An 18,973-nucleotide genomic window follows, 5' to 3' on the forward strand; every position below is an offset into this window, starting at 1 on the left:
CGCCTCGCTCAGTCGAGCTCGACGACCACCGGGCGGACATGCCGGGTGTGGCGGGTCTGGTTATGGTCGAAGACCGAGACCCACATATAGAGCGGGCGGCCCGGCACGAAGTCCTGGTCGAATTCCGAGCCGGTGGTCAGCGCCCGGGTGACCTCCAGCGTCCAGTGGCCGTCCGCCCATTTCGGCGTGCCGTGCACCTGCGCGCGGTCGCCCTCGTAATTGCCCATGATGAGCACGCCGGGCAGCACGGCGCCGACGGGAATCGTGGCATCGAGTTCCTTGGAATAGGGCGCGGTCTCGGCCTCGGTCATCCACCATTGCGCGCCCTCGGGGTCGATGGCCTCGGGCGAGAGGTCGATCTTGCCAAGCTTGGCCTCGGTCGCCTTCCAGTCGGTCGGCAGGCGCAGCAGGTCGACGGTGCCGCGATAGCCGCCGGGCGGCTGGGCCTTGAAATTGTAGACATAGAAGGCACGGCCGGGATCATTCCAATAGCCGGCCTGGTGGCGGGCGGTGCCGGCATTCTCGGCTTCCGTCGCCGGACGCGGCGGGCCGAAATACTGGTCATCCAGCATGCCGAGATGGCCGCCGCGGGCCGCCTTCCATTGCCAGAGGTCGGCAATGTCGCCCTCGGTGTAGTGGTAGCCGCGCTTGTGCAGCGGTGCCGGCTTATCGGCCAATGGCTTCGGACCCATATGGGTCGAGCCGCCGCCGCCGAAGGCGTCCGAGGTCGAGAACAGGATGGCGAGCTTGTCCTCGTAGAACAGCTTCACATCGGCGATGTCGGCATCGTCCTGCACGAGGTGCCAGCCATCGTCCTTCTTGATCAGCGGCAAGCGGCGCAGCGAGCGGGTCGGATCTTCCCAGCGGAAGGCGAAATAGACGTTCTTGTCATCATGGACCGCGCGGATCTCGACGGTGGATTCGCCCGAGCCGCCGGCGAGATTCTCGCCCTGCTGGGTGCGTACCGAGACGACCTTGGCATTCTTCCATGCCGGATCATCCAGCACACCGTCGAGCTTCGGCGGCTGGTCGACCTTGCCGATGACCAGATGGTCGCGGGTGCCGAAATCGAGCGTCACCAGGCCGATGGCGACCGCAACGCCGGCGAGGGTGCCGACCAGGATCGGCCAGCGGCGGGTGGCGGCGGTGCGGGCGAGACGCGACGGGCGGAACACCCGCAGCCATTGCGGCAGCCCGCCATAGCCAAAATGCCCGACCAGATGGGCCAGCAGATAGAAGATGGTGCCGAAAGCGGCGGCGTTGTGGATGGTGACGATCCAGCCGCCATAGCCGATGTATAGCATCACGCCGGTCACGGTGAGCACCGCGACCAGAGCGTAGAACATCCAGTTCATCGAGACGTTGAAAGCGTTCCAGCGCAGCTTCGCCGCGTTGGTCATCATGAAGACCTGCACCCGCTTCGGTGAGACCCGGTTGGCGAGGCCGCTGCGCGTCATATAGAGCGCATAGGCGGTGACGCAGAAGAACAGCGCCAGCCCGGCGGCGAAATGCACGGTCCAGATCTCGCCCTGCGGCAGGATCGGCTCGAACCATTTCGACACCACGGCACGCGGATTGTCGGCGGCGATGCGCAGCCCGGTGACGAGGCTTGTCACCATGCCGATGGCGGTGACCCAGTGCAGCACGATGGTCATCGTATCGGTGCGCGGCGCCGCCCCCCGCGCCGCCTGGAACTGCGCCGATCCGTCGACGCTCCCCGGCCGCTGCGCGCCTTCCGATTGCTTGGTCGACGTCACTTTCTGGTCTGCCATCGCCATCCCCCCTGGCGCGCCTTTCCCGGAGGCGCGGCGTACCGAATCACTCGATTTGGCCGATGCCCGATTGTTAAAATTTTCGGAAAATTTTAACAATTATTAAATTTTACTTAAATCACTGAACTATCAACTCGGCTTATCTGAATAGCCGGAGAACAGGTGCGGGCTGCGGTGATGTTCCGTCTCGGCATCGCGGTACGGATGGCGAGTGGCCGGAGATGGGCGCGCACGCAGTTGAACGCCTACAGATTGTCTATGTTATCTGGCACAACTTTAGAGAGCGCATGGGACGCAACCAGGCGCCACCGGCCGGGCTGCGAGACCGACCGCTCAAGGCGGCGGCTCGGCCTGAGGTGAGATTGCTTGCCCCGGGAAGAGGTCCGTCAGGCCTGTCGGGGAGCTTCGGACAAGTCGTCTGCGTCCGGCCGCACCTTCGGCGGCGAGTGAATCGCGACGACGGCCATGACCAGGGCCACACCAGCACACCCTTCGCCGTCGGAATCTGCGCCAGCACGATCGCCGCTATCACGGTCGCGGTTGCCGGCAGGATCGCCAGGAAGAGCGCGAAGGTGGCGCGCGGCAACCGAGACATGGCGAGCTGGTCGGAGATGTAGGGGATGACCGATGAGCACACCCCGACAGCGATGCCGGCGAGCACCAGTTCGATCTGGCCCGTCTCGTCGGCCTCTCATCGCCGAGCGTATCCGAAAGGATCAGGCGGCTGCAGGAAGCGGGAGTGATCGAGGGCTATACCGTCAAGATCAACCCGAGGCGCTCGGCCTGCCGCTCGCGGCGTGGCTTCGCATCCGGCCGATCCCCGGCCAGTTGCAGAAGGTGGCGGAGATCCTGCGGGACATTCCGGAGGTGGTCGAATGCGACCGCGTCACCGGGGAGGATTGCTTCATCGCCCGTGCCCATGTCGCGAGCGTCGAGGCGCCGGAGCAGCTGATCGACCAGCTCATCCCCTATTCGATGACCAATATCTCGATCATCCAGCCCTCACCGGTGCAGCGCCGGTTGCCGCCGATGAAGGCGCGGCCATCAACTGACGAAGCCCACTCGAACGAGCGGGCCGGCTGGGAGGCTCATTCGTAATTCCCAGTTGACCTCATCCCCGGGCTTGACCCGGGGACCCAGCCACGCCGCATCCACCCGGTCGAAGTCCGGGTGGCCGGGTCAAGCCCGGCCATGAGGGCGGAAAGGTGGTGCCTTTAGAGCAACGCAGGCTCAGTTCGAACCCAGCAGCGGGTCGACTTCCTTGGCGAGGTCCTCGGGGCTCAGCGCGCCGCTGATCTTCTTGCCATTGATGAAGAAGGTCGGCGTGGCATCGACGCCGAGTTCCGCGCCGCGCTTGGCCTGCTGGTCGATCTCGCCGGCGAGCTTGGTGTCGGACAGACAGGCGTTGAACTGCTCCTCCGTCATGCCGCTCTGCTTGGCCACCGCTAGCAAAGCCTGCGCCGGATTATTGCCGAACGCCCAGTCCTTCTGGGTCTCGAACAGGGTCGAGACCAGCGGATAATATTTCGCGTCCCCCGAGCAGCGCGCGACCATGAAGGCGGCCTTGGCGACGATGTCGAGCGGGAACTCGCGCAGGATCAGCTTCACCTTGCCGGTGTCGATGTATTTTTCCTTCAGCACCGGAAAGGTGGTGGTGTGGAAATGGGCGCAGTGGCCGCAGGTCATCGAGGCATATTCGACGATGGTGACGGGCGCGTCCGCCTTGCCGAGCACGATGTCCGGCAGCGGGCCGGGCGCCATCAGCTTGTCCGCGCTCACCGTCTGCGCTTCAGCCCTGCCGATGAAGGCGATCGGCGAATTGCCGAGCCCGCCCGGGCTCGCCAGCGCGAGCAGGGCAGCCGCGGTCAGGGCGGCGGCTCCAACCCCTTCGAGGAAACGGCGGCGGTCGAGCATGAACGGTCTCCGGGGCCTGGCGCAGCGCGCGCTGTGATTGACGTAGCGCGTACAGCGACCGCGCGATCATGGCAACGGTGCGGCGAGGTGGCCCGTCGTCACCGCTGCGTGATGGATCAGGCGCCGCCTCCGCGCTTGCGCGCGCTTGTGTCGCGCCGCACCAGCGCGCCGAGCCGGGCCAGCGAAGCGGCCAGCGCCTCGTCCTCGAACGGGCCGAGCCGCTCCGCCACCGCCGCCAGCGCGGCGGCATCCGGCTCCTGGCGCACCTTGCGGCGCGGACGGGCGCTCGTCACCGGCCCCTGGCGCAGCGCCAGCCGGGCGACGCAACGCCAGCCGAAATAACGGTTGATACGCTCGATCACGATCGGCGCATCGTGCTGCAATTCAATGGCATAGGCGCCCTCGACACGCACATGCAGCACGCCCGGCTCGTCGGAATCCGGGCGCGAGGGCCAGGCCAGCCGGCTTGGCAAGGCGCGCGCGGCCAAGGCGTCGCCGACAATGTCCGCCCAATGGGTGACGATCTCCACCGAGGCGAGGCCGCGGCGGGCGCAGCTCTCGGCGATGGTGGCGCCGATCAGGTCGGCAAGCGGCAGGGCGGCATATGGCTTGCGCATCTGGTTCCTGTGCGCAGCCCTCGAAGCCGGCTTGCGGGTGGGGCGGGAGGCCGCCACCTTGGCGCCGGGAGAGCGCGGTTTGGCACGACAATCGAGTGTGAGGCTAGCAGCCGGCGTCGCCGCCGGAAAGGCTGTCGAGGACGACAAGGCCGGCACGCGGGGTCGGCCCGACCCGGCGCGGCTGCTGGCATGGTACGACCGCCATCGCCGCCGCCTGCCCTGGCGGGCGCCACCCGGCGAGCGGCAGGATCCGTACCGGGTGTTCCTGTCCGAGATCATGCTTCAGCAGACCACGGTCGCGGCGGTGGCGCCCTATTTCGCCAATTTCCTCGCCCGCTGGCCGAGCGTCGAAGCGCTGGCCAATGCCCCGCTCAGTGAGGTGCTCTCGGCTTGGGCCGGCCTCGGCTACTATGCCCGCGCCCGCAACCTCCATGCCGGTGCCAAGGCGGTGGCGGAGGGCTTTGCCGGGCGCTTCCCGATGAGTGTCGAGGAACTGATCGCGCTGCCCGGCATCGGTCCCTATACGGCTGCCGCCATCGCCTCCATCGCCTTCGAGCAGCGGGCGGCGCCGGTCGACGGCAATTGGGAACGCGTGGTCTCCCGGCTGTTCGCCGTCGATGAACCATTGCCCAAGGCCAGGCCGCGGCTGCGCGCGCTCGCCGAGACGCTACTCCCCGATGCCCGCTATGGCGACTTCGCGCAGGCGATGATGGATCTCGGCGCCACCATCTGCACGCCGCGCAAGCCCGCCTGCGCGCTCTGCCCGTGGAACGACGTTTGCGCGGCGCGGGCGGCAGGCGAGCCGGAGCGCTATCCGGTGAAGCTCGCGAAAGTGGCGCGGCCGACCCGGCGCGGCGTCGCCTTCCTCGCCGTGCGGGCGGACGGCGCGGTGCTGGCGCGCTCGCGGCCGATGGAAGGGCTGCTGGGCGGCATGACCGAGGTGCCCTCGACTCCCTGGGAGGAGACACTGCCTGCGGACCCCACGCGGCATGCCCCCTTGAAGACGGCGTGGACGGCGCTCAACACGCCCGTCACCCATGTGTTCAGCCATTTCGCGCTGGAGCTGTCGGTGTGGCGGGCGGATGTGCCCGCGGGCACGGCAGCACCGGCCGGGCATCGCTGGGTGCCGGTGCGCGGGATCGACGACGAGGCGTTTCCGAGCGTAATGCGCAAGGTGCTGGCGCGGATCTAGCTTACGCCTCCAGCGGCACATGCCCCGGCACCCGCGCGACCCGGCCGAGCCAGGCCTGCACCGCCGGGAATGCCGAGAGATCGTAGCCGCCCTCCTCGGCGGTGTGGGTATAGGCGTAGAGCGCGATGTCGGCGATGGAGAAGGCGTTGCCGGCCAGCCAATGCGCGGCGGCGAGCCGCCCTTCCATCACGTTCAGCGCCTTGTCGCCACCTTCCAGCAATTGCGCGAGGCGTTCCGGCGTGGCGAGGTGCCGCCGCTCCTCATACAGGAACAGCGCCCGGCGCACCGCGATCATCGGCTCATGGCTGTATTGCTCGAAGAACAGCCACTCATAGACCTTGGCGCGATCATAGGCGTCGCTCGGCAGCAGCGGCGAACCCTCGGCGAAATGCAGCATGATCGCATTGGATTCGCCGAGCGGGCGGCCGTCATCGAGTTCGACGGTGGGCACCTTGCCGATCGGGTTGCGCTGGAGAAATTCGGCGCTGCGGGTCGAGCCGTCGCGCGCCGAGACCTCGACGCGGCGGAACGGCCGGCCGGTATGGGTCAACACCAGCCGCACCTTGTAGCAATTGCCGGAGGTGGCCTGTTCGTAGAGGGTGATCATGGAGTTGCTCTGCTTCAGCATCCTTCGAGGCCGCTATGGCGGCACCCCCGCAGTTGGCCATTTGGCCAACTGCTAGGGATGACGTGGTTATAAAAGCGACGTCATCCTGAGGTGCTCGCAAGGCGAGCCTCGAAGGATGTTCATGCAGATGGCCTTTCGCAAGCGGAGAACCCTACTCCGCCGCCATCGCCATCTCAGAGCGCACCACGGCGCGCAGCTGGTCGATCGGCATCAGGCCGCTGCCGGTCTCGATATGCCAATAGGTCCAGCCATTGCACGCCTCCAGCCCCTGGGCGATGGCGCCGGCGCGGTGGATCGAGGCCACCTGCCCCAGCCCCGGCGCAGTCTCCAGCGACAGCGTGCCGTCGGCGCGCACCATGGCGCGGCTACGGCTCTTGGCATCGGTAAGCAGCGTGCCTGCGGAGACCAGGCCACGCTCCACCAGCGACGAGAAGGCGACGCGCGGCGCCTCGCGGGCCGAGGGCGCCGGCAGCAGCGCCGCCTCGGGCAGCGGCTCGATCGCCGCGATGCGGGCCTTCGCCGCCTCGAAATAATCGCCGTCGCGCTCGATGCCGATGAAATGGCGGCGCAGGCGCTTGGCCACCGCCCCGGTGGTACCGGAGCCGAAGAACGGGTCCAGCACCACGTCGCCGGGCTTCGAGGACGCCATCAGGATGCGGGCCAGCAGCGCTTCCGGCTTTTGCGTCGGGTGCGCCTTGCGGCCCTCGCCATCCTTCAGCCGCTCACCGCCCGAGCAGATCGGGAACAGCCAGTCGGAGCGCATCTGCACATCGTCATTGCCGGCCTTCAGCCCTTCATAATTGAAGGTGTACCCCTTGCCGCCGGGCTCGCGCGCCGCCCAGATCAGTGTCTCGTGCGCATTGGTGAAGCGCCGGCCGCGGAAATTCGGCATCGGATTGGTCTTGCGCCAGACGATGTCGTTGAGGATCCAGAAATTCAGGTCCTGCAGCATCGAGCCGACGCGGAAGATGTTGTGGTAGGAGCCGATCACCCACATCGTGCCGGTCGGCTTCAGCACGCGGCGCACCGCCAGCAGCCAGGCGCGGGTGAAGGCGTCATAGGCCTCGAAGCTCTCGAACTTGTCCCAGGCATCATCGACCGCATCAACCCGGCTGTCGTCGGGGCGGCGCAACTCGCCCTGAAGCTGGAGATTGTAAGGCGGGTCGGCGAAGACCAGGTCGACCGATTGCGCCGGCAGCTTGGAGAGTTCGGCCACGCAGTCGCCGCGCAGCACGGTGTCGAGCGGCAGTTCGGGGCCGGCAGCGGACGAACCGCGGGAGGCGCGCGGAATCCTCAGGGATTCCACGTTACGGATGACTTTCATGGGACCGGACCCGACGCTTGTACGCAACAAAGGGGACGCAACGGAACTCATCCACAATCTCCGTCGCTCACGGTAAAGACCGGGTAAAGTTACCGCGTTTGCCCGCGCCCGAGCGACATCAATCCGGAGCCTCGCCTTGGACGACCAGAGCAATCCGCCGGCCCCGGCCCCGCGTTTCGACACCGCCGCGCTGCATGGCGACGAGATCATCGCGCGCTCGGTGCGCTTCACGCTCGCCATCATGGGGCCTGTGGTTGCCGGCCTCGTGCTCGGCATCGCGCCCTGGCTGATCTATGCGATGATCACTTCGATCCTGGCCTACGGGCTCGACCCCGGCGGATCGCCCGGCCTGCGCCTGCGCTGGTTCGCCGGCGCCGCGCTGGTGATTATCGTCGGCGCCGGGCTCGGCACGCTGTTCGCGGGCCACCCGATCCTCATCGTGCTGGGCTTCGCGCTTGCCGGGGCGATCTACGCGCTTGTCGAGAGCCTGTCCGACCGTGCCGCCATGGCGGCACGCTTCCTTTGCTTCACACTGGCGGTCGGCGGCCTCTATCTGCCGCTGGGCAGGCTGGAGGTCGGTGTCACCGTGCTCGCTGCGCTGTTCGGCTGGTGTGTCTCGCTGGCATGGGACCTGTCGATCGGCGTGATGCGCATGTCGAGCGCCCCGGACCTCGGCGAGATCATGCACAAGCTACGCGCCACCATGCGCGAGCGCTGGATCTTCGCCGGCGCCGTCGCCATCGCGGTGCCGCTGGCCTATCTCACCAGTGCCGGGGCAGGGCTGCACCGGCCCTATTGGGCCATGATCGCCATCGTCATCGTGCTGCGCGCCGACGTGCTGTCGAGTGGCCGGCTGATCTTCGAGATGCTGGCGGGCACCGTGCTCGGCATCGCCTGTGCGCTCGGCTACGGGCTCGTCACCGATCAGATGGGACTTGGGCATTGGAGTCTGCTCGTCGGCATGCTGGTGGCGGCGCTGCTGCGCTGGCCGGCGCAGCAGGTGCACGGCGCGCTCGGGATGGCGGTGCTCACCGCCTTCATCATGCTGCTGCTGGAGTTGGTCGCCGGCTCGGTCGGCCAGGCCGAGGCGGACATGCAGGCCCGCCTCGTCGACGTCGCGGTCGGTTGCGCCTTCGCCATGGTGGCGCTGGGGCTGGACCGCATCGGGCGAAGGGTGTTCTGACCTAGGGTTCGCGCAACATCTCGTGGATCACGGGCCGCTCCCCACTTGAACTTGTGGTTAAGGAGCGTCACGCTCGGTGCCATGAAGTTCACCCGCCTGCGCCTTACCGGCTTCAAGACCTTCGTCGAGCCGACCGAAATGCTGATCGAGCCCGGCCTCACCGGCATTGTGGGCCCGAACGGCTGCGGCAAGTCGAATCTCGTCGAGGCGATGCGCTGGGTGATGGGCGAGAATTCGCACAAGGCGATGCGCGCCGAAGGCATGGACGACGTCATCTTCGGCGGCTCGACCACCCGCCCCGCGCGCAACCACGCCGAAGTGGTGCTCACCGTCGACAATCTCGATCGCAACGCCCCCGCCGTCTTCAACGATTCCGACCTGCTGGAGATCTCGCGCCGCATCGAGCGCGAATCCGGCTCGGCCTATCGCATCAATGGCCGCGAGGTGCGCGCCCGCGACGTGCAGATATTGTTTGCCGACGCCTCCTCCGGCTCGCGCTCGCCGGCCATGGTGCGCCAGGGCCAGATCGGCGAGTTGATCGGCGCCAAACCCTCCGCGCGCCGGCGCATCCTCGAGGAGGCCGCCGGCGTTGCCGGCCTGCACGCCCGCCGCAACGAGGCGGAGATGCGGCTGCGCGCCGCCGAGACCAACCTCGCTCGACTTGAAGACGTCATCGGCCAGATCGGCACCCAGCTTGACGCATTGCGCCGCCAATCGCGCCAGGCGGTGCGCTATCGCGTGCTCTCCGGCGACATCCGCAAGGCCGAGGCGACGCTGCTCTGGCTGCGCTGGGTGGAAGCCTCCGGCGCGCTGGCGGAAGCCGAGAAAGCGCTCGACCTCGCGGTACGCGAAGTGGCCGAGCGCACTCGTGCCCAGGCCGAGACGAACCGGCTTGCGGCGCTCGCCGCGCACGAGCTGCCTGGCCTGCGCGAACGGGACGCCGTGGCAGCGGCGGCCTTGCAGCGCCTCACTCTGGCCCGGGGCGAACTCGACCGTGACGAGGCCCGCGCCAGCGCGCGGCGCGAGGAGCTGGATCGCCGCCTTGCCCAGCTCGGCGGCGACATGGAGCGCGAGCGTGCGCTCGCCGCCGACGCCTCCTCGGTGCTCGATCGACTCGCCGCGGAAGCCGAGGAACTCGACCTCGCCCAGCAGGACGCCGGCATCGCCGAGGAGGACGCCAGCGTTCGCCGCGATGAGGCGAGCGAAGCGCTGGTGGCTTCCGAGCGCGCCTTCGCCGATGCCACCTCGACCGGCGCCGAACGCATCGCCCGGCGCGGCGCGCTGGAGCGCACGCTGCGCGAGGAGACCGGCCGCGTCACCCGCTTCCAGCGCGAGCTGGCGGCAATCGCCGAGCAGCAGCGCGTGCTGGAAGCCGGCGGCAACACCGCCGAGCTGGCGCGCCGCCGCGAGGCCGCCGAGATCGCCCAGGAGCGGCTCGAGGCCGCCGAGGCATCGGCGATGGAAGCCGAGGCCGCCCATAGTGAGGCCCGTGCCGGGCTCGACCAGTCGCGCCGCCCGCTGGCGGAGGCCGAGAAAGCCGTGCAGCGCTTCGAGGCCGAGGCGCGCACCCTGGCCAAGCTGCTCGATGTCGGCACCAAGAAATGGCCGCCGGTGATCGACGCCATTCGCGTCGCCCGCGGCTTCGAGGCGGCGCTCGGCGCGGCATTGGGCGACGATCTCGACGCCCCGGCCGACGCGGCGGCCCCGGTGCATTGGGGTGATGGCGTGCCGCACGCCGACGACCCGACGCTGCCCGAAGGCGCCGAGCCGCTCGCCGCCTCGGTGCAGGCGCCGGCGGCGCTGGCGCGCCGTCTCAACCAGATCGGTGTCGTCACCCGTACTGAGGGCTCGCGCCTCGCCCCCTTGCTCAGGCCCGGCCAGCGGCTGGTGTCCCGCGAGGGCGATCTGTGGCGCTGGGATGGCTTCCACGCCGCTGCCGATGCGCCGACCGCGGCTGCCCGCCGGCTCGCCGAGCGCAACCGGCTGGCCGATGTCGAGGCCGAGCTCGCCGCCGCCCGCGCCGGGGTGGCGAGCGCCCGGAAGGGCGTCGAAGCGGCGGAAGCCGCGCTGCGTGCTTCCGGCTCCCGCGAGAATGCCGCCCGCGAGGCACGCCGTGGTGCCGCCCGCGCTTCCGAACAGGCGCGCAACGAACTGTCCCATATCGAGCGCGCCGCCGCCGAGGAGGTCGCCCGGCTCGCCGCCCTCGCCGATACCCGCGCGCGGATGGAGGAGGAGCTGGAGACCGCCGCCGCGCGGCAGGTCGAAGCCGAAGCCGCGCTGGAAGCGCTGCCGCCGGCGGCCGACGAGGAGAGAGTGCTCGCCGCCATCCGCACCCGCGTGGCGCAGGAGCGGGCGGCGCTGGCGGAGGCGCGCGCCGCCGCCGACGGGCTGATGCGCGAGCGCGAGCAGCGTGTCCGGCGCCTGCAGGCCATCGCCGCCGAGCGTGCCTCCTGGGAGGCTCGCGCCGGCGGCACCGGCGAACGGCTCGCCGCCATCGAGACGCGGCGCGAGGAAGCCGCGATCGAGCGCGCCGAGCTGGAGGAAGCGCCCGACGCCTTCGCCGCCCGCCGCCGCAACCTGCTCAACGAGACTGCCAAGGCCGAGGAGGTGCGCCGCGTCGCGGCCGACCGGCTCGCAGCCGCCGAAACCGCGCAGGCCAATGCCGACAAGACGGCGCGCGCGGCGCTGGACGGGCTCGCCAGCGCCCGCGAGGAGGCGGCGCGCACCGAAGCCCGGCTCGAAGGCTCACGCCAGCGCCGGACCGACCTCATCAACGCCATTGCCGAAATGCTGGACGGCCCGCCGGACCTCGCCCGCGAGACCGCCGCGCTCGATCCGGCCGCGCCGTTACCCGACCCCGTAGCCGTAGAAGCCGAACTCGACCGGCTGAAGCGCGAGCGCGAACGGCTCGGCGCGGTGAACCTGCGCGCCGAGGAGGAGCTTGGCGAGGTCGAGACCCAGCAGGCCGGTCTCACCGGCGAGCGCGACGACCTCACCGAGGCGATCAAGCGGCTGCGCCAGGGTATCACCTCGCTCAATCGCGAGGCGCGCGAGCGGCTGCAAGCCTCCTTCATCATCGTCGACGGGCATTTCCGCCAGTTGTTCGGCACGCTGTTCGGCGGCGGCGAGGCCCAATTGGTGCTCACCGATTCCGAGGATCCGCTGGAAGCCGGCCTCGACATCATCGCCAAGCCGCCCGGCAAGAAGCCGCAATCGCTCTCGCTGCTCTCCGGCGGCGAGCAGGCGCTGACCGCCATGGCGCTGATCTTCGCGGTGTTCCTCACCAACCCCTCGCCGATCTGTGTGCTCGACGAGGTCGACGCGCCGCTCGACGACGCCAATGTCGAACGCTTCTGCAATCTGCTGGACGAAATGCGCCGCCTCACCGAGACGCGCTTCGTCACCATCACCCACAATCCGATCACCATGAGCCGGATGAACCGGCTGTTCGGCGTCACCATGGCCGAGCGCGGCGTCTCCAAGCTGGTCTCGGTCGACCTCGCCACCGCCGAGCGCTTCCTCGAAGCGAGCTGACGGCGCTATCCTGCCCCACCATGTCATCCTGAGGCGCGAGCGCAGCGAGCCTCGAAGGATGTTGAAGCAGAGCAATGGCCATTGATGATGAACATCCTTCGAGGCTCGGGCTGCGCCCGAGCACCTCAGGATGACGTGGTTCTAACGTCAGGAATGAGCTCGGCCAGGCACTCACTGTGGAGGATCGGACATGCGGATAGGCTTCATCGGGCTCGGACAGATGGGTGCGGGCATGGCGGGGCGGCTCATCGGCGCCGGCCATGAGGTGAGCGTCTATAATCGCTCGCCGGCCCGTGCAGAGCCGCTGGTGGCGCAAGGTGCCCGCCTTGCCGCGACACCCGCAGACGCTTCCACGGGCAATGCCGTCGTCACCATGGTGGCGGAGGATTCCGCGCTGGAGACGGTGGTCTACGGCACGGACGGCATCCTGGCGGCGCTGCCAAAGGGCGCGCTCCATATCTCGTGCAGCACCATCAGCGTGGCGTTGTCGGAACGGTTGACCGCCGACCATGCCAAGGCCGGCCAGCGCTATGTGGCAGCCCCGGTGTTCGGCCGCCCGCCGGCTGCAGCCACCGGGCAGCTCTTCGTTGCCGCCGCCGGCGAAGCGGGCGCGATCGCCGATGCCGGGCCGATCTTCGCGGCGATCGGTCAGCGCACCTTCACGCTCTCCGACAAGCCGAGCGCGGCGAACCTGGTGAAAGTCTCCGGCAATTTTCTCATCGCCTGCGTGATCGAGACGCTGGGCGAGGCCATGGCGCTGGTGGGCAAGGATGGCATCGATCCGCACCAGTATCTGGAGTTCCTCACCTCCACGCTGTTCGGCGCACCGGTCTACAAGACCTATGGCACGCTGATCGCGGACCGCGCCTTCGAGCCGGCCGGCTTCACCGCGCCGCTGGCGCAGAAGGACATCCGCCTGGTGCTGGCGGCGGCGGAGACGCTGCAAGTGCCTATGCCGGTGGCGAGCCTGCTGCGCGACCGCCTGCTCAATTTGCGCGCCATCTATGGCGAGAGCATCGACTGGTCGGCAGTGGGCATGCTCGCCGCCCGTGACGCCGGGATGGAGAAGTAGGCACGCCAGTCGTCACCTGCCCTTTCAAAAGGCGTCATCCCGGCCGAAGGCGAAGCCGTAGAGCCGGGATCGCATGAAAGTGGAGAGCGTTTGCGCGATCCCGGATATGGCCTGGCGGCCATTCCGGGATGACGCATCGTCGGAAGCCTACGCCTGCACCTGCGCCAGATGCGCCGCGAGCTGGTCCAGCGCGATGCCGAAACCCTGGGCGAAGCCCTGGTTCACGTGGAAATCATAGGACTCGGCGCTGTCGAACACGGTGCGAACCTTCATCGTGGTCCGATCACCAGCTTCCTCGAAAGTGACGGTCACCACCATCCGACCGGCGCCTTCGGCCAGGAAGCCATTGTCGAAGACGATCTTCCGGTTCGGCACGATCTCGCGATATGCGCCGCCGAACGGGGGCTCCTGCACGCCGCTCGGGCCGGTCATGGCAAAGCGGAAACGCCCGCCGACGCGAAAATCCACCTCGCACAGGCTCAGCGGATATTCGCCCGGGCCGAACCACCTCATCAGATGCTCCGGTTTGCTGAACGCGGCGAACAGCAGGCGCGCCGGGGCGTCGAAGACGCGGGTGATGACGACCTCGCGGTCGGCCTCCGATATTGTCGTCTTATTCGCGGTCAGTGCCGTCGCTTCCATGGCGTTCTCTCTCCTTCATCTCCTGAACATAGGCGTCGAGCTGGTCGAGGCTGGTCTCCCAGAAGCGGCGATAGCCGCCGAGCCAGCCGGCGGCCTCCTGCAGCGGGGCGGCATCCAGCCGCACCGGGCGGAACTGCGCACTGCGGCCGCGTGCGACCAGGCCGGCGCCTTCCAGCACCTTGAGGTGCTTGGAGATGGTCGGCTGGCTCAGCGCAAAGGGGGCGACCAGTTCGTTCACCGTCGCCTCGCCCTCAGCCAGCCGGGCGAGAATGGCCCGACGGGTGGGGTCGGCGAGCGCGGCGAAGACGCGATCGAGCGGCGCGGCGGCAGGGGTCATTTTAATATCGCCATTCATCTATATTGCTATTCATCTATATAAAGGACCATCCCTAACGTCAAGCCCTGGGAACGGCGGTGCCCGTGTGGCGCGCGGCAATCGCGCCACGGCAGCGTCGCCCTGGCATGCCAGAATGCCTTCCCTTGGTGCCGGACCGGCTCAAAAGCGCCTGCGACAGAGCGTCCGCGTCATGATTTTGTCTTGTAACTACAATGGGTTGACACTAACGATCACATCCTTGACACCCCTAGGGCCGATCACTATGGTGCGGCGCGGTTTCGGGGTTTTGGGGAAGCTCATCTCCGGTCAGGGCCGAACGCAATCATGGACGACCGCAAACCGACGGACGGCCAAGACGGCGGGCAGCCTCGGCAAGCCACCGACGCCGAACTTGCCAACCGCCTGAAAACTCTCGACGCCGCCGTCAGGAAGGTGCGCTCGGAGCAGCAGGCGGAAGACGCCGCAGCCGCGGCGGGACCAAACAAGACGTCGGCCACGGCCGGGATGACCCTCGCCTTCCGCCTTGGGAGCGAGTTCGTCGCCGGAGTGCTGGTCGGGGCTGGGCTGGGCTGGGCTATCGACCGGGTCCTCGGCACCACGCCCTGGGCGATGATCGTGCTCCTGTTGCTCGGCTTCGGCGCCGGCATCATGAACATGATGCGCGCCGCCGGCGAGACCGGGCGCAAGAAACCGCCGCAAGGCGGGGCCTAAACCACCCGCCGCAAGGCGGTGCATAGAAAGCGCAGTGCGGCCTTACGGCCAGTACCGCCACGGAATTCGGGACGGCGCCGCCGCGCGGGCGGCGCGGGATTGACACGGGGAAGGCGCCTGCAACGGGCGTCGTGACAAGGGCAGCGACCGGCGATGGCGACCGAGATCGATCCGATCCATCAATTCGAGATCATCAAGATCGTGGATCTGGGGGCGCCGGGCGGCGTGCAGCTCGCCTTCACCAATTCCGCCGCCTTCATGCTGGGCATCGTCGCCCTGGTGTTTTTCTTTCTCACCTTCGCCACCCGCGGCCGCACTCTGGTGCCGGGCCGCCTGCAGTCGCTGGCGGAGATGAGCTACGAATTCGTGGCCTCGACGATACGAACCACCGCCGGCAATGACGGCATGAAGTTCTTCCCGCTGGTGTTTTCGCTCTTCATCTTCGTCCTGATGTCGAACTTCATCGGGCTGATCCCCTATACCTTCACGGTCACCAGCCACATCATCGTGACCGCCGCGCTCGCCGCCATCGTCATCGGCACCGTCATCATTTACGGCTTCGTGCGCCACGGCACCCACTTCCTGCATCTGTTCGTGCCGTCGGGCGTACCGGCCTTCCTGCTGCCCTTCATGGTCGTGATCGAGGTCATCTCCTTCCTCTCGCGCCCGATCAGCCTCTCGCTGCGCCTCTTCGCCAACATGCTGGCCGGCCACATCGCCCTGAAGGTGTTCGCCGGCTTCATAGTGATGATGAGCGCCGGCGGCGTGCTTGGCACCCTTGGGGCGACGCTGCCGCTCTTCATGGTCGTCGCGCTTACCGCGCTCGAGTTCCTGGTCGCTGCCCTGCAGGCTTACGTTTTCGCGGTGCTGACCTGCATCTATCTCAACGACGCGCTGCATCCGGGCCACTGATCGGCGCGCTCGCGGGAAACCAACCAGTCCTTCAACCAATCAAGTCGAATTCAACAGGAGAAGATCATGGAAGCGGAAGCCGCCAAGTTCCTCGGCGCCGGTATCGCCTGCCTCGGCATGGGCCTTGCCGCCATGGGCGTCGGCAACATCTTCGGCAACTTCCTCTCCGGTGCGCTGCGCAACCCGTCGGCCGCCGACGGCCAGTTCGCCCGCGCCTTCATCGGTGCGGCGCTTGCGGAAGGTCTCGGCATCTTCTCGCTCGTCGTCGCGCTCGTCCTGCTGTTCGTGGCCTGATGTACGGCGCGGGACCGGTGCATCCGGTCCCGCCCTCATCTTTCTACGCAGCGGATCGAACCCGAGGAAGCCTGAACCATGTCCGAGACCAGCGGTCCGGCCGTCACCTACATCATCGCCCAGGCGGAAGTCCCGGCACCCGGTGCGGGTGTCGGCACCGAGGCCGGCGCGCATGAAGCCGGCGGCGTCGTCCATGGCGTCGAGATCGGGACGCCGGGCGAAGAAGCGCACGGTTCGAGCTTCCCGCCGTTCGATGCCCATACCTTCCCCTCGCAGCTGATCTGGTTCGCCATCGCCTTCGGCGCGCTCTATCTGCTGATGAGCCGCATCGCGCTGCCGCGCATCGCCAATATCCTGGAAGAGCGGCACGACCGCGTCGCCGACGACCGGGAAGAGGCCGCGCGCCTCACCGCCGAGAGCGAAGCCGCTGCCGCAGCCTATGAGAAGGCGCTCGCCAGCGCTCGCGGCAAGGCCCAGGGCATTGCCGGCGAGACCCGCGACAAGCTCGCAGCCGAGGCCGAGACCAAGCGCAAGTCGCTGGAATCCGAGCTGTCCGCCAAGCTGTCGGCGGCGGAAGCACAGATCTCCGCGACCAAGGATGCGGCGATGTCCAATGTCCGTGGCATCGCCATCGACGCCGCCGGCGCCATCGTCAATGAGCTGGTCGGCGAAGCGCCGGCCGCGCACGCGGTGGAAGCCGCGGTCGACACCGCGATCAAGAGCTGAGGGCCGCGATATGGGTAGCGCAGAACTCTGGGTCGCCGTCGCCTTCGTCATCTTCATGGCCATCCTGGCCAAGGCCGGCGCCTTCTCGGGCATCCTCCGCTCGCTGGATTCCCGCGGCGATCGCATCCGTACCGAGCTGGAAGAGGCCCGCCGGCTGCGCGAGGAAGCGCAGAAGCTGGTCGCCGAATATCAGCGCCGCCAGCGTGAGGCCGAGGCGGAGGCCGAGGCCATCGTCACCACCGCCAAGCTTGAGGCCGAGCGTCTCGCCACCGAGGCCAAGACCAAGCTGGAAGACATGATCGCCCGCCGCACCAAGATGGCCGAGCAGAAGATCGCCCAGGCCGAGGCACAGGCCGTCGCCGATGTGCGTGCCGCCGCTGCCGAAGTCGCGGCGACCGCCGCCGAGGGCCTGCTCAAGGCGCAGGTGGTGGGCCAGACCGCCGACCGCCTGCTCGACGCAGCGGTGCGCGACGTGAAGGCGAAGCTGAACTGAGATCGACCCACGGGTCCGACGTTTCGAATGCCCGGCGAGAGCCGGGCATTTTTGTTTTGGGCTGTTGGCGCTGCCGGGCGGGGCTGCGCACTGCTTCAGCATCCTTCGAGGCCCGGCTTTGCCGGGCGCCTCAGGATGACGCTTTATATGAACCACGTCATCCTCAGGTGCGAGCACAGCGAGCCTCGAAGGAGGCTCAAGCAGAGCACCGCTCAAAAGCGCCTCAGCTGTCCCAGCGCCTCGGCCGGTAGAACGTATGCTCCCCGATGCGGTCGAGCTTGCGCATCTCGCGGACCCAGCGCGGATGCACCGACTGGGCGTGGTAGTGCGTCGCCTTACCGACCTTTTCGTCCCATACCTTGCCGTCGAGCATGTCGGCCGCGATGCGGGTCGCCTGCTTCCACAATTCCGGCTCGGTGACGACATCGCGGATATTGTCGCAGGCGAAGGTGAACTGGCAGGCCAGCTTGCGGTTGGCGTTCTGGTAGACCGCGCGGCACACATCGGCCGGGTAATAGCCCGAGAACACCCGGTTCATCACCACTTGCGCCACCGCCACCTGGCCCCGCTCGGGCTCGCCGCGGCTCTCGAAATAGACCGCCTCGGCGAGACACTTCTCCGCCCTAGCCCGGCGCTTGCCCTCGAGGCCAAGCCGCTCCGCCGGACTGGACGGGGTTGCGTCCTCGCCGGTCACCTCGCCCTTGGCGGCGACGCTGATGCCGCCATCGTCGAGATAATGGAAGGGCTGCGGCGGCAAGGCCGTGGGATCGGCGCCGAAGATGAAGGCGGTCTCGTGATAGATCGGCCGCGCGGGCGGCGCAGCTGCCGAGGCAGGCGCAGGTGGTGTTGCGGCGGCGGTCCGTGTCTCCGGCGCGCCCCCTATATCGACCACGTCGCCCGGCAGCATGGCGACCGCCTCGTCGCCGGCGGGCGCCGGTGCCCCGGCGCCCGGTTCCTCACCATTGTCCTGGGCGAAGTCATCATATTCGGAGGCGTCGCCGGTGGGATCGCCGGCCTCGATTGCCGCGACCTCGGCGTCGCTGGCCTCGGCAGGATCGGTCCCGATGCCGGCCGTGCCGCTACCCGCGGCTACTGAGGCCGGGCCCGCGCTATTGGTGCCTGGCGAGGGATCGACGGGGCGGGCGGCGAGCGCGAGCGGCAGCCGGTCGGCCTTGGCGTCGCGATTGACGCTGACCGCCAGCGGCACGCGCGGCGGCTCGGGGATGGCGGCGCCGAGCGGGCCCTCCTGCGGCGCCGGCCAGGCAAAGGTCGCGGTCTTCAGCGATGTGAGCGAACTGCCCACCACGAAGATGCGGGCGCGCTCGGTAACTTCAGGTCGGTGGGCGAGGAGGCCGGCGAAGTCCTGATAGCCGACGCTGGTACTCGCGCCGGCGATCAGCAGCACCAATGAGCCAAACAGGACGCCGTGCCGCCGACGCCGACGTGAGACACGCATGGACGCAACGCCTACGCAACAGGACACACATGATCCGGACCGTGGCTTGCCGATCACAGGCAATGCCTCGAATGCCGGACATCTTGGTTGTCGCGCATTAACCTTGCGGGCGGGTTAACGAGAGGGCGTCGGCATGGCCGAACCGTGTCGGCGAAAGGGATTCGAC

The 18,973-nt window shown here is 68.2% G+C and carries 17 protein-coding genes and 2 pseudogenes; 10 read left to right on the forward strand and 9 right to left on the reverse strand.

The features are described 5' to 3' along the window. Positions 1-8: 8 nt before the first annotated feature. Positions 9-1,772, reverse strand: a complete 1,764-nt coding sequence (locus G3545_RS17200) for an ethylbenzene dehydrogenase-related protein (protein WP_246702451.1) — start codon at positions 1,770-1,772, stop codon at positions 9-11. Between the two features lie 386 nt (positions 1,773-2,158). Further along, positions 2,159-2,436: pseudogene (locus tag G3545_RS29735) on the reverse strand (EamA family transporter); the annotation flags it as partial. 3 nt (positions 2,437-2,439) lie between these two features. Between G3545_RS29735 and G3545_RS17205 the strand changes: the two are divergent. Continuing rightward, a pseudogene (locus G3545_RS17205) lies at positions 2,440-2,870 on the forward strand (Lrp/AsnC family transcriptional regulator); the annotation flags it as partial. A gap of 132 nt (positions 2,871-3,002) precedes the next feature. On the opposite strand, the gene G3545_RS17210 reads toward G3545_RS17205, so the two are convergent. Continuing rightward, positions 3,003-3,686 (reverse strand): DsbA family protein, encoded by a 684-nt coding sequence (locus tag G3545_RS17210; protein ID WP_170014499.1) that lies wholly within the window; start codon positions 3,684-3,686, stop codon positions 3,003-3,005. Between the two features lie 116 nt (positions 3,687-3,802). Beyond that, positions 3,803-4,303, reverse strand: coding sequence for a DciA family protein (locus G3545_RS17215; protein ID WP_170014500.1), 501 nt, complete (start codon positions 4,301-4,303; stop codon positions 3,803-3,805). A gap of 181 nt (positions 4,304-4,484) precedes the next feature. On the opposite strand from G3545_RS17215, the gene mutY reads away from it, so the two are divergent. Further along, positions 4,485-5,495 (forward strand): A/G-specific adenine glycosylase, encoded by a 1,011-nt coding sequence (mutY, locus tag G3545_RS17220; RefSeq protein ID WP_246702908.1) that lies wholly within the window; start codon positions 4,485-4,487, stop codon positions 5,493-5,495. Position 5,496: 1 nt separating this feature from the next. Here the strand turns inward: mutY and G3545_RS17225 are convergent, their stop codons facing one another. Beyond that, on the reverse strand, positions 5,497-6,102 hold the full coding sequence (locus tag G3545_RS17225; RefSeq protein ID WP_170014502.1) for a glutathione S-transferase family protein: 606 nt from the start codon (positions 6,100-6,102) through the stop codon (positions 5,497-5,499). Between the two features lie 172 nt (positions 6,103-6,274). Next, entirely contained in the window at positions 6,275-7,447 is a 1,173-nt protein-coding gene (locus tag G3545_RS17230; protein WP_170014503.1) for a site-specific DNA-methyltransferase, read from the reverse strand. A gap of 136 nt (positions 7,448-7,583) precedes the next feature. Here G3545_RS17230 and G3545_RS17235 point away from each other — a divergent pair, with 136 nt between their 5' ends. The 3 genes from G3545_RS17235 (at position 7,584) to G3545_RS17245 (ending at position 13,236) form a co-directional block, all read left to right on the forward strand. Further along, positions 7,584-8,630, forward strand: a complete 1,047-nt coding sequence (locus G3545_RS17235; protein WP_170014504.1) for an FUSC family protein — start codon at positions 7,584-7,586, stop codon at positions 8,628-8,630. Positions 8,631-8,711: 81 nt separating this feature from the next. Next, a complete protein-coding gene (locus tag G3545_RS17240) occupies positions 8,712-12,164 on the forward strand; it encodes an AAA family ATPase (protein WP_170014505.1) in 3,453 nt (1,150 codons plus the stop codon). A 190-nt stretch (positions 12,165-12,354) separates the two neighbouring features. After that, a complete protein-coding gene (locus G3545_RS17245; protein ID WP_170014506.1) occupies positions 12,355-13,236 on the forward strand; it encodes an NAD(P)-dependent oxidoreductase in 882 nt (293 codons plus the stop codon). Positions 13,237-13,383: 147 nt separating this feature from the next. Here G3545_RS17245 and G3545_RS17250 read toward each other — a convergent pair whose 3' ends face one another. Together G3545_RS17250 and G3545_RS17255 are read right to left on the reverse strand one after the other, a co-directional pair. Then, a complete protein-coding gene (locus tag G3545_RS17250; protein WP_170014507.1) occupies positions 13,384-13,878 on the reverse strand; it encodes an SRPBCC domain-containing protein in 495 nt (164 codons plus the stop codon). After that, positions 13,850-14,215 (reverse strand): metalloregulator ArsR/SmtB family transcription factor, encoded by a 366-nt coding sequence (locus G3545_RS17255; RefSeq protein ID WP_170014508.1) that lies wholly within the window; start codon positions 14,213-14,215, stop codon positions 13,850-13,852. Before G3545_RS17255 ends, G3545_RS17250 begins: the two co-directional genes overlap by 29 nt. A 324-nt stretch (positions 14,216-14,539) precedes the next feature. Here G3545_RS17255 and G3545_RS17260 point away from each other — a divergent pair, with 324 nt between their 5' ends. The 5 genes from G3545_RS17260 to G3545_RS17280 all read left to right on the forward strand — a co-directional run bounded on the left by G3545_RS17260 (position 14,540) and on the right by G3545_RS17280 (position 17,351). After that, positions 14,540-14,926, forward strand: a complete 387-nt coding sequence (locus tag G3545_RS17260) for an AtpZ/AtpI family protein (protein ID WP_170014509.1) — start codon at positions 14,540-14,542, stop codon at positions 14,924-14,926. 153 nt (positions 14,927-15,079) lie between these two features. Continuing rightward, complete coding sequence (locus G3545_RS17265; protein WP_170014510.1) at positions 15,080-15,838, forward strand: F0F1 ATP synthase subunit A; 759 nt, start codon at positions 15,080-15,082, stop codon at positions 15,836-15,838. A 66-nt stretch (positions 15,839-15,904) separates the two neighbouring features. Beyond that, positions 15,905-16,132, forward strand: a complete 228-nt coding sequence (locus G3545_RS17270; RefSeq protein WP_170014511.1) for a F0F1 ATP synthase subunit C — start codon at positions 15,905-15,907, stop codon at positions 16,130-16,132. Positions 16,133-16,210: 78 nt separating this feature from the next. Then, on the forward strand, positions 16,211-16,858 hold the full coding sequence (locus tag G3545_RS17275; protein WP_170014512.1) for a F0F1 ATP synthase subunit B: 648 nt from the start codon (positions 16,211-16,213) through the stop codon (positions 16,856-16,858). Between the two features lie 10 nt (positions 16,859-16,868). After that, positions 16,869-17,351: an ATP F0F1 synthase subunit B gene (locus G3545_RS17280; RefSeq protein ID WP_170014513.1), complete on the forward strand. Its 483-nt coding sequence runs from the start codon at positions 16,869-16,871 to the stop codon at positions 17,349-17,351. 223 nt (positions 17,352-17,574) lie between these two features. On the opposite strand, the gene G3545_RS17285 is transcribed toward G3545_RS17280, so the two are convergent. Then, the gene (locus G3545_RS17285) at positions 17,575-18,807 is read right to left on the reverse strand and encodes a cell wall hydrolase (RefSeq protein WP_170014514.1); all 1,233 of its coding nucleotides are present in this window, start codon (positions 18,805-18,807) and stop codon (positions 17,575-17,577) included. Positions 18,808-18,973: the final 166 nt, after the last annotated feature.

This window comes from Starkeya sp. ORNL1, from assembly GCF_012971745.1.
Classification (GTDB): Bacteria; Pseudomonadota; Alphaproteobacteria; order Rhizobiales; family Xanthobacteraceae; genus Ancylobacter.

What these genes read in the sequence shown, in the direction of transcription:
- G3545_RS17215 (WP_170014500.1), bottom strand. Translation starts at nt 4,303, where the DNA reads ATGCGCAAGCCATATGCCGCCCTGCCGCTTGCCGACCTGATCGGCGCC.
- G3545_RS17285 (WP_170014514.1), bottom strand. Translation starts at nt 18,807, where the DNA reads ATGCGTGTCTCACGTCGGCGTCGGCGGCACGGCGTCCTGTTTGGCTCA.
- G3545_RS17230 (WP_170014503.1), bottom strand. Translation starts at nt 7,447, where the DNA reads ATGAAAGTCATCCGTAACGTGGAATCCCTGAGGATTCCGCGCGCCTCC.
- G3545_RS17270 (WP_170014511.1), top strand. Translation starts at nt 15,905, where the DNA reads ATGGAAGCGGAAGCCGCCAAGTTCCTCGGCGCCGGTATCGCCTGCCTC.
- G3545_RS17280 (WP_170014513.1), top strand. Translation starts at nt 16,869, where the DNA reads ATGGGTAGCGCAGAACTCTGGGTCGCCGTCGCCTTCGTCATCTTCATG.
- G3545_RS17210 (WP_170014499.1), bottom strand. Translation starts at nt 3,686, where the DNA reads ATGCTCGACCGCCGCCGTTTCCTCGAAGGGGTTGGAGCCGCCGCCCTG.
- G3545_RS17265 (WP_170014510.1), top strand. Translation starts at nt 15,080, where the DNA reads ATGGCGACCGAGATCGATCCGATCCATCAATTCGAGATCATCAAGATC.
- G3545_RS17200 (WP_246702451.1), bottom strand. Translation starts at nt 1,772, where the DNA reads ATGGCAGACCAGAAAGTGACGTCGACCAAGCAATCGGAAGGCGCGCAG.
- G3545_RS17240 (WP_170014505.1), top strand. Translation starts at nt 8,712, where the DNA reads ATGAAGTTCACCCGCCTGCGCCTTACCGGCTTCAAGACCTTCGTCGAG.
- G3545_RS17255 (WP_170014508.1), bottom strand. Translation starts at nt 14,215, where the DNA reads ATGACCCCTGCCGCCGCGCCGCTCGATCGCGTCTTCGCCGCGCTCGCC.
- G3545_RS17275 (WP_170014512.1), top strand. Translation starts at nt 16,211, where the DNA reads ATGTCCGAGACCAGCGGTCCGGCCGTCACCTACATCATCGCCCAGGCG.
- G3545_RS17250 (WP_170014507.1), bottom strand. Translation starts at nt 13,878, where the DNA reads ATGGAAGCGACGGCACTGACCGCGAATAAGACGACAATATCGGAGGCC.
- G3545_RS17245 (WP_170014506.1), top strand. Translation starts at nt 12,355, where the DNA reads ATGCGGATAGGCTTCATCGGGCTCGGACAGATGGGTGCGGGCATGGCG.
- G3545_RS17225 (WP_170014502.1), bottom strand. Translation starts at nt 6,102, where the DNA reads ATGATCACCCTCTACGAACAGGCCACCTCCGGCAATTGCTACAAGGTG.
- G3545_RS17260 (WP_170014509.1), top strand. Translation starts at nt 14,540, where the DNA reads ATGGACGACCGCAAACCGACGGACGGCCAAGACGGCGGGCAGCCTCGG.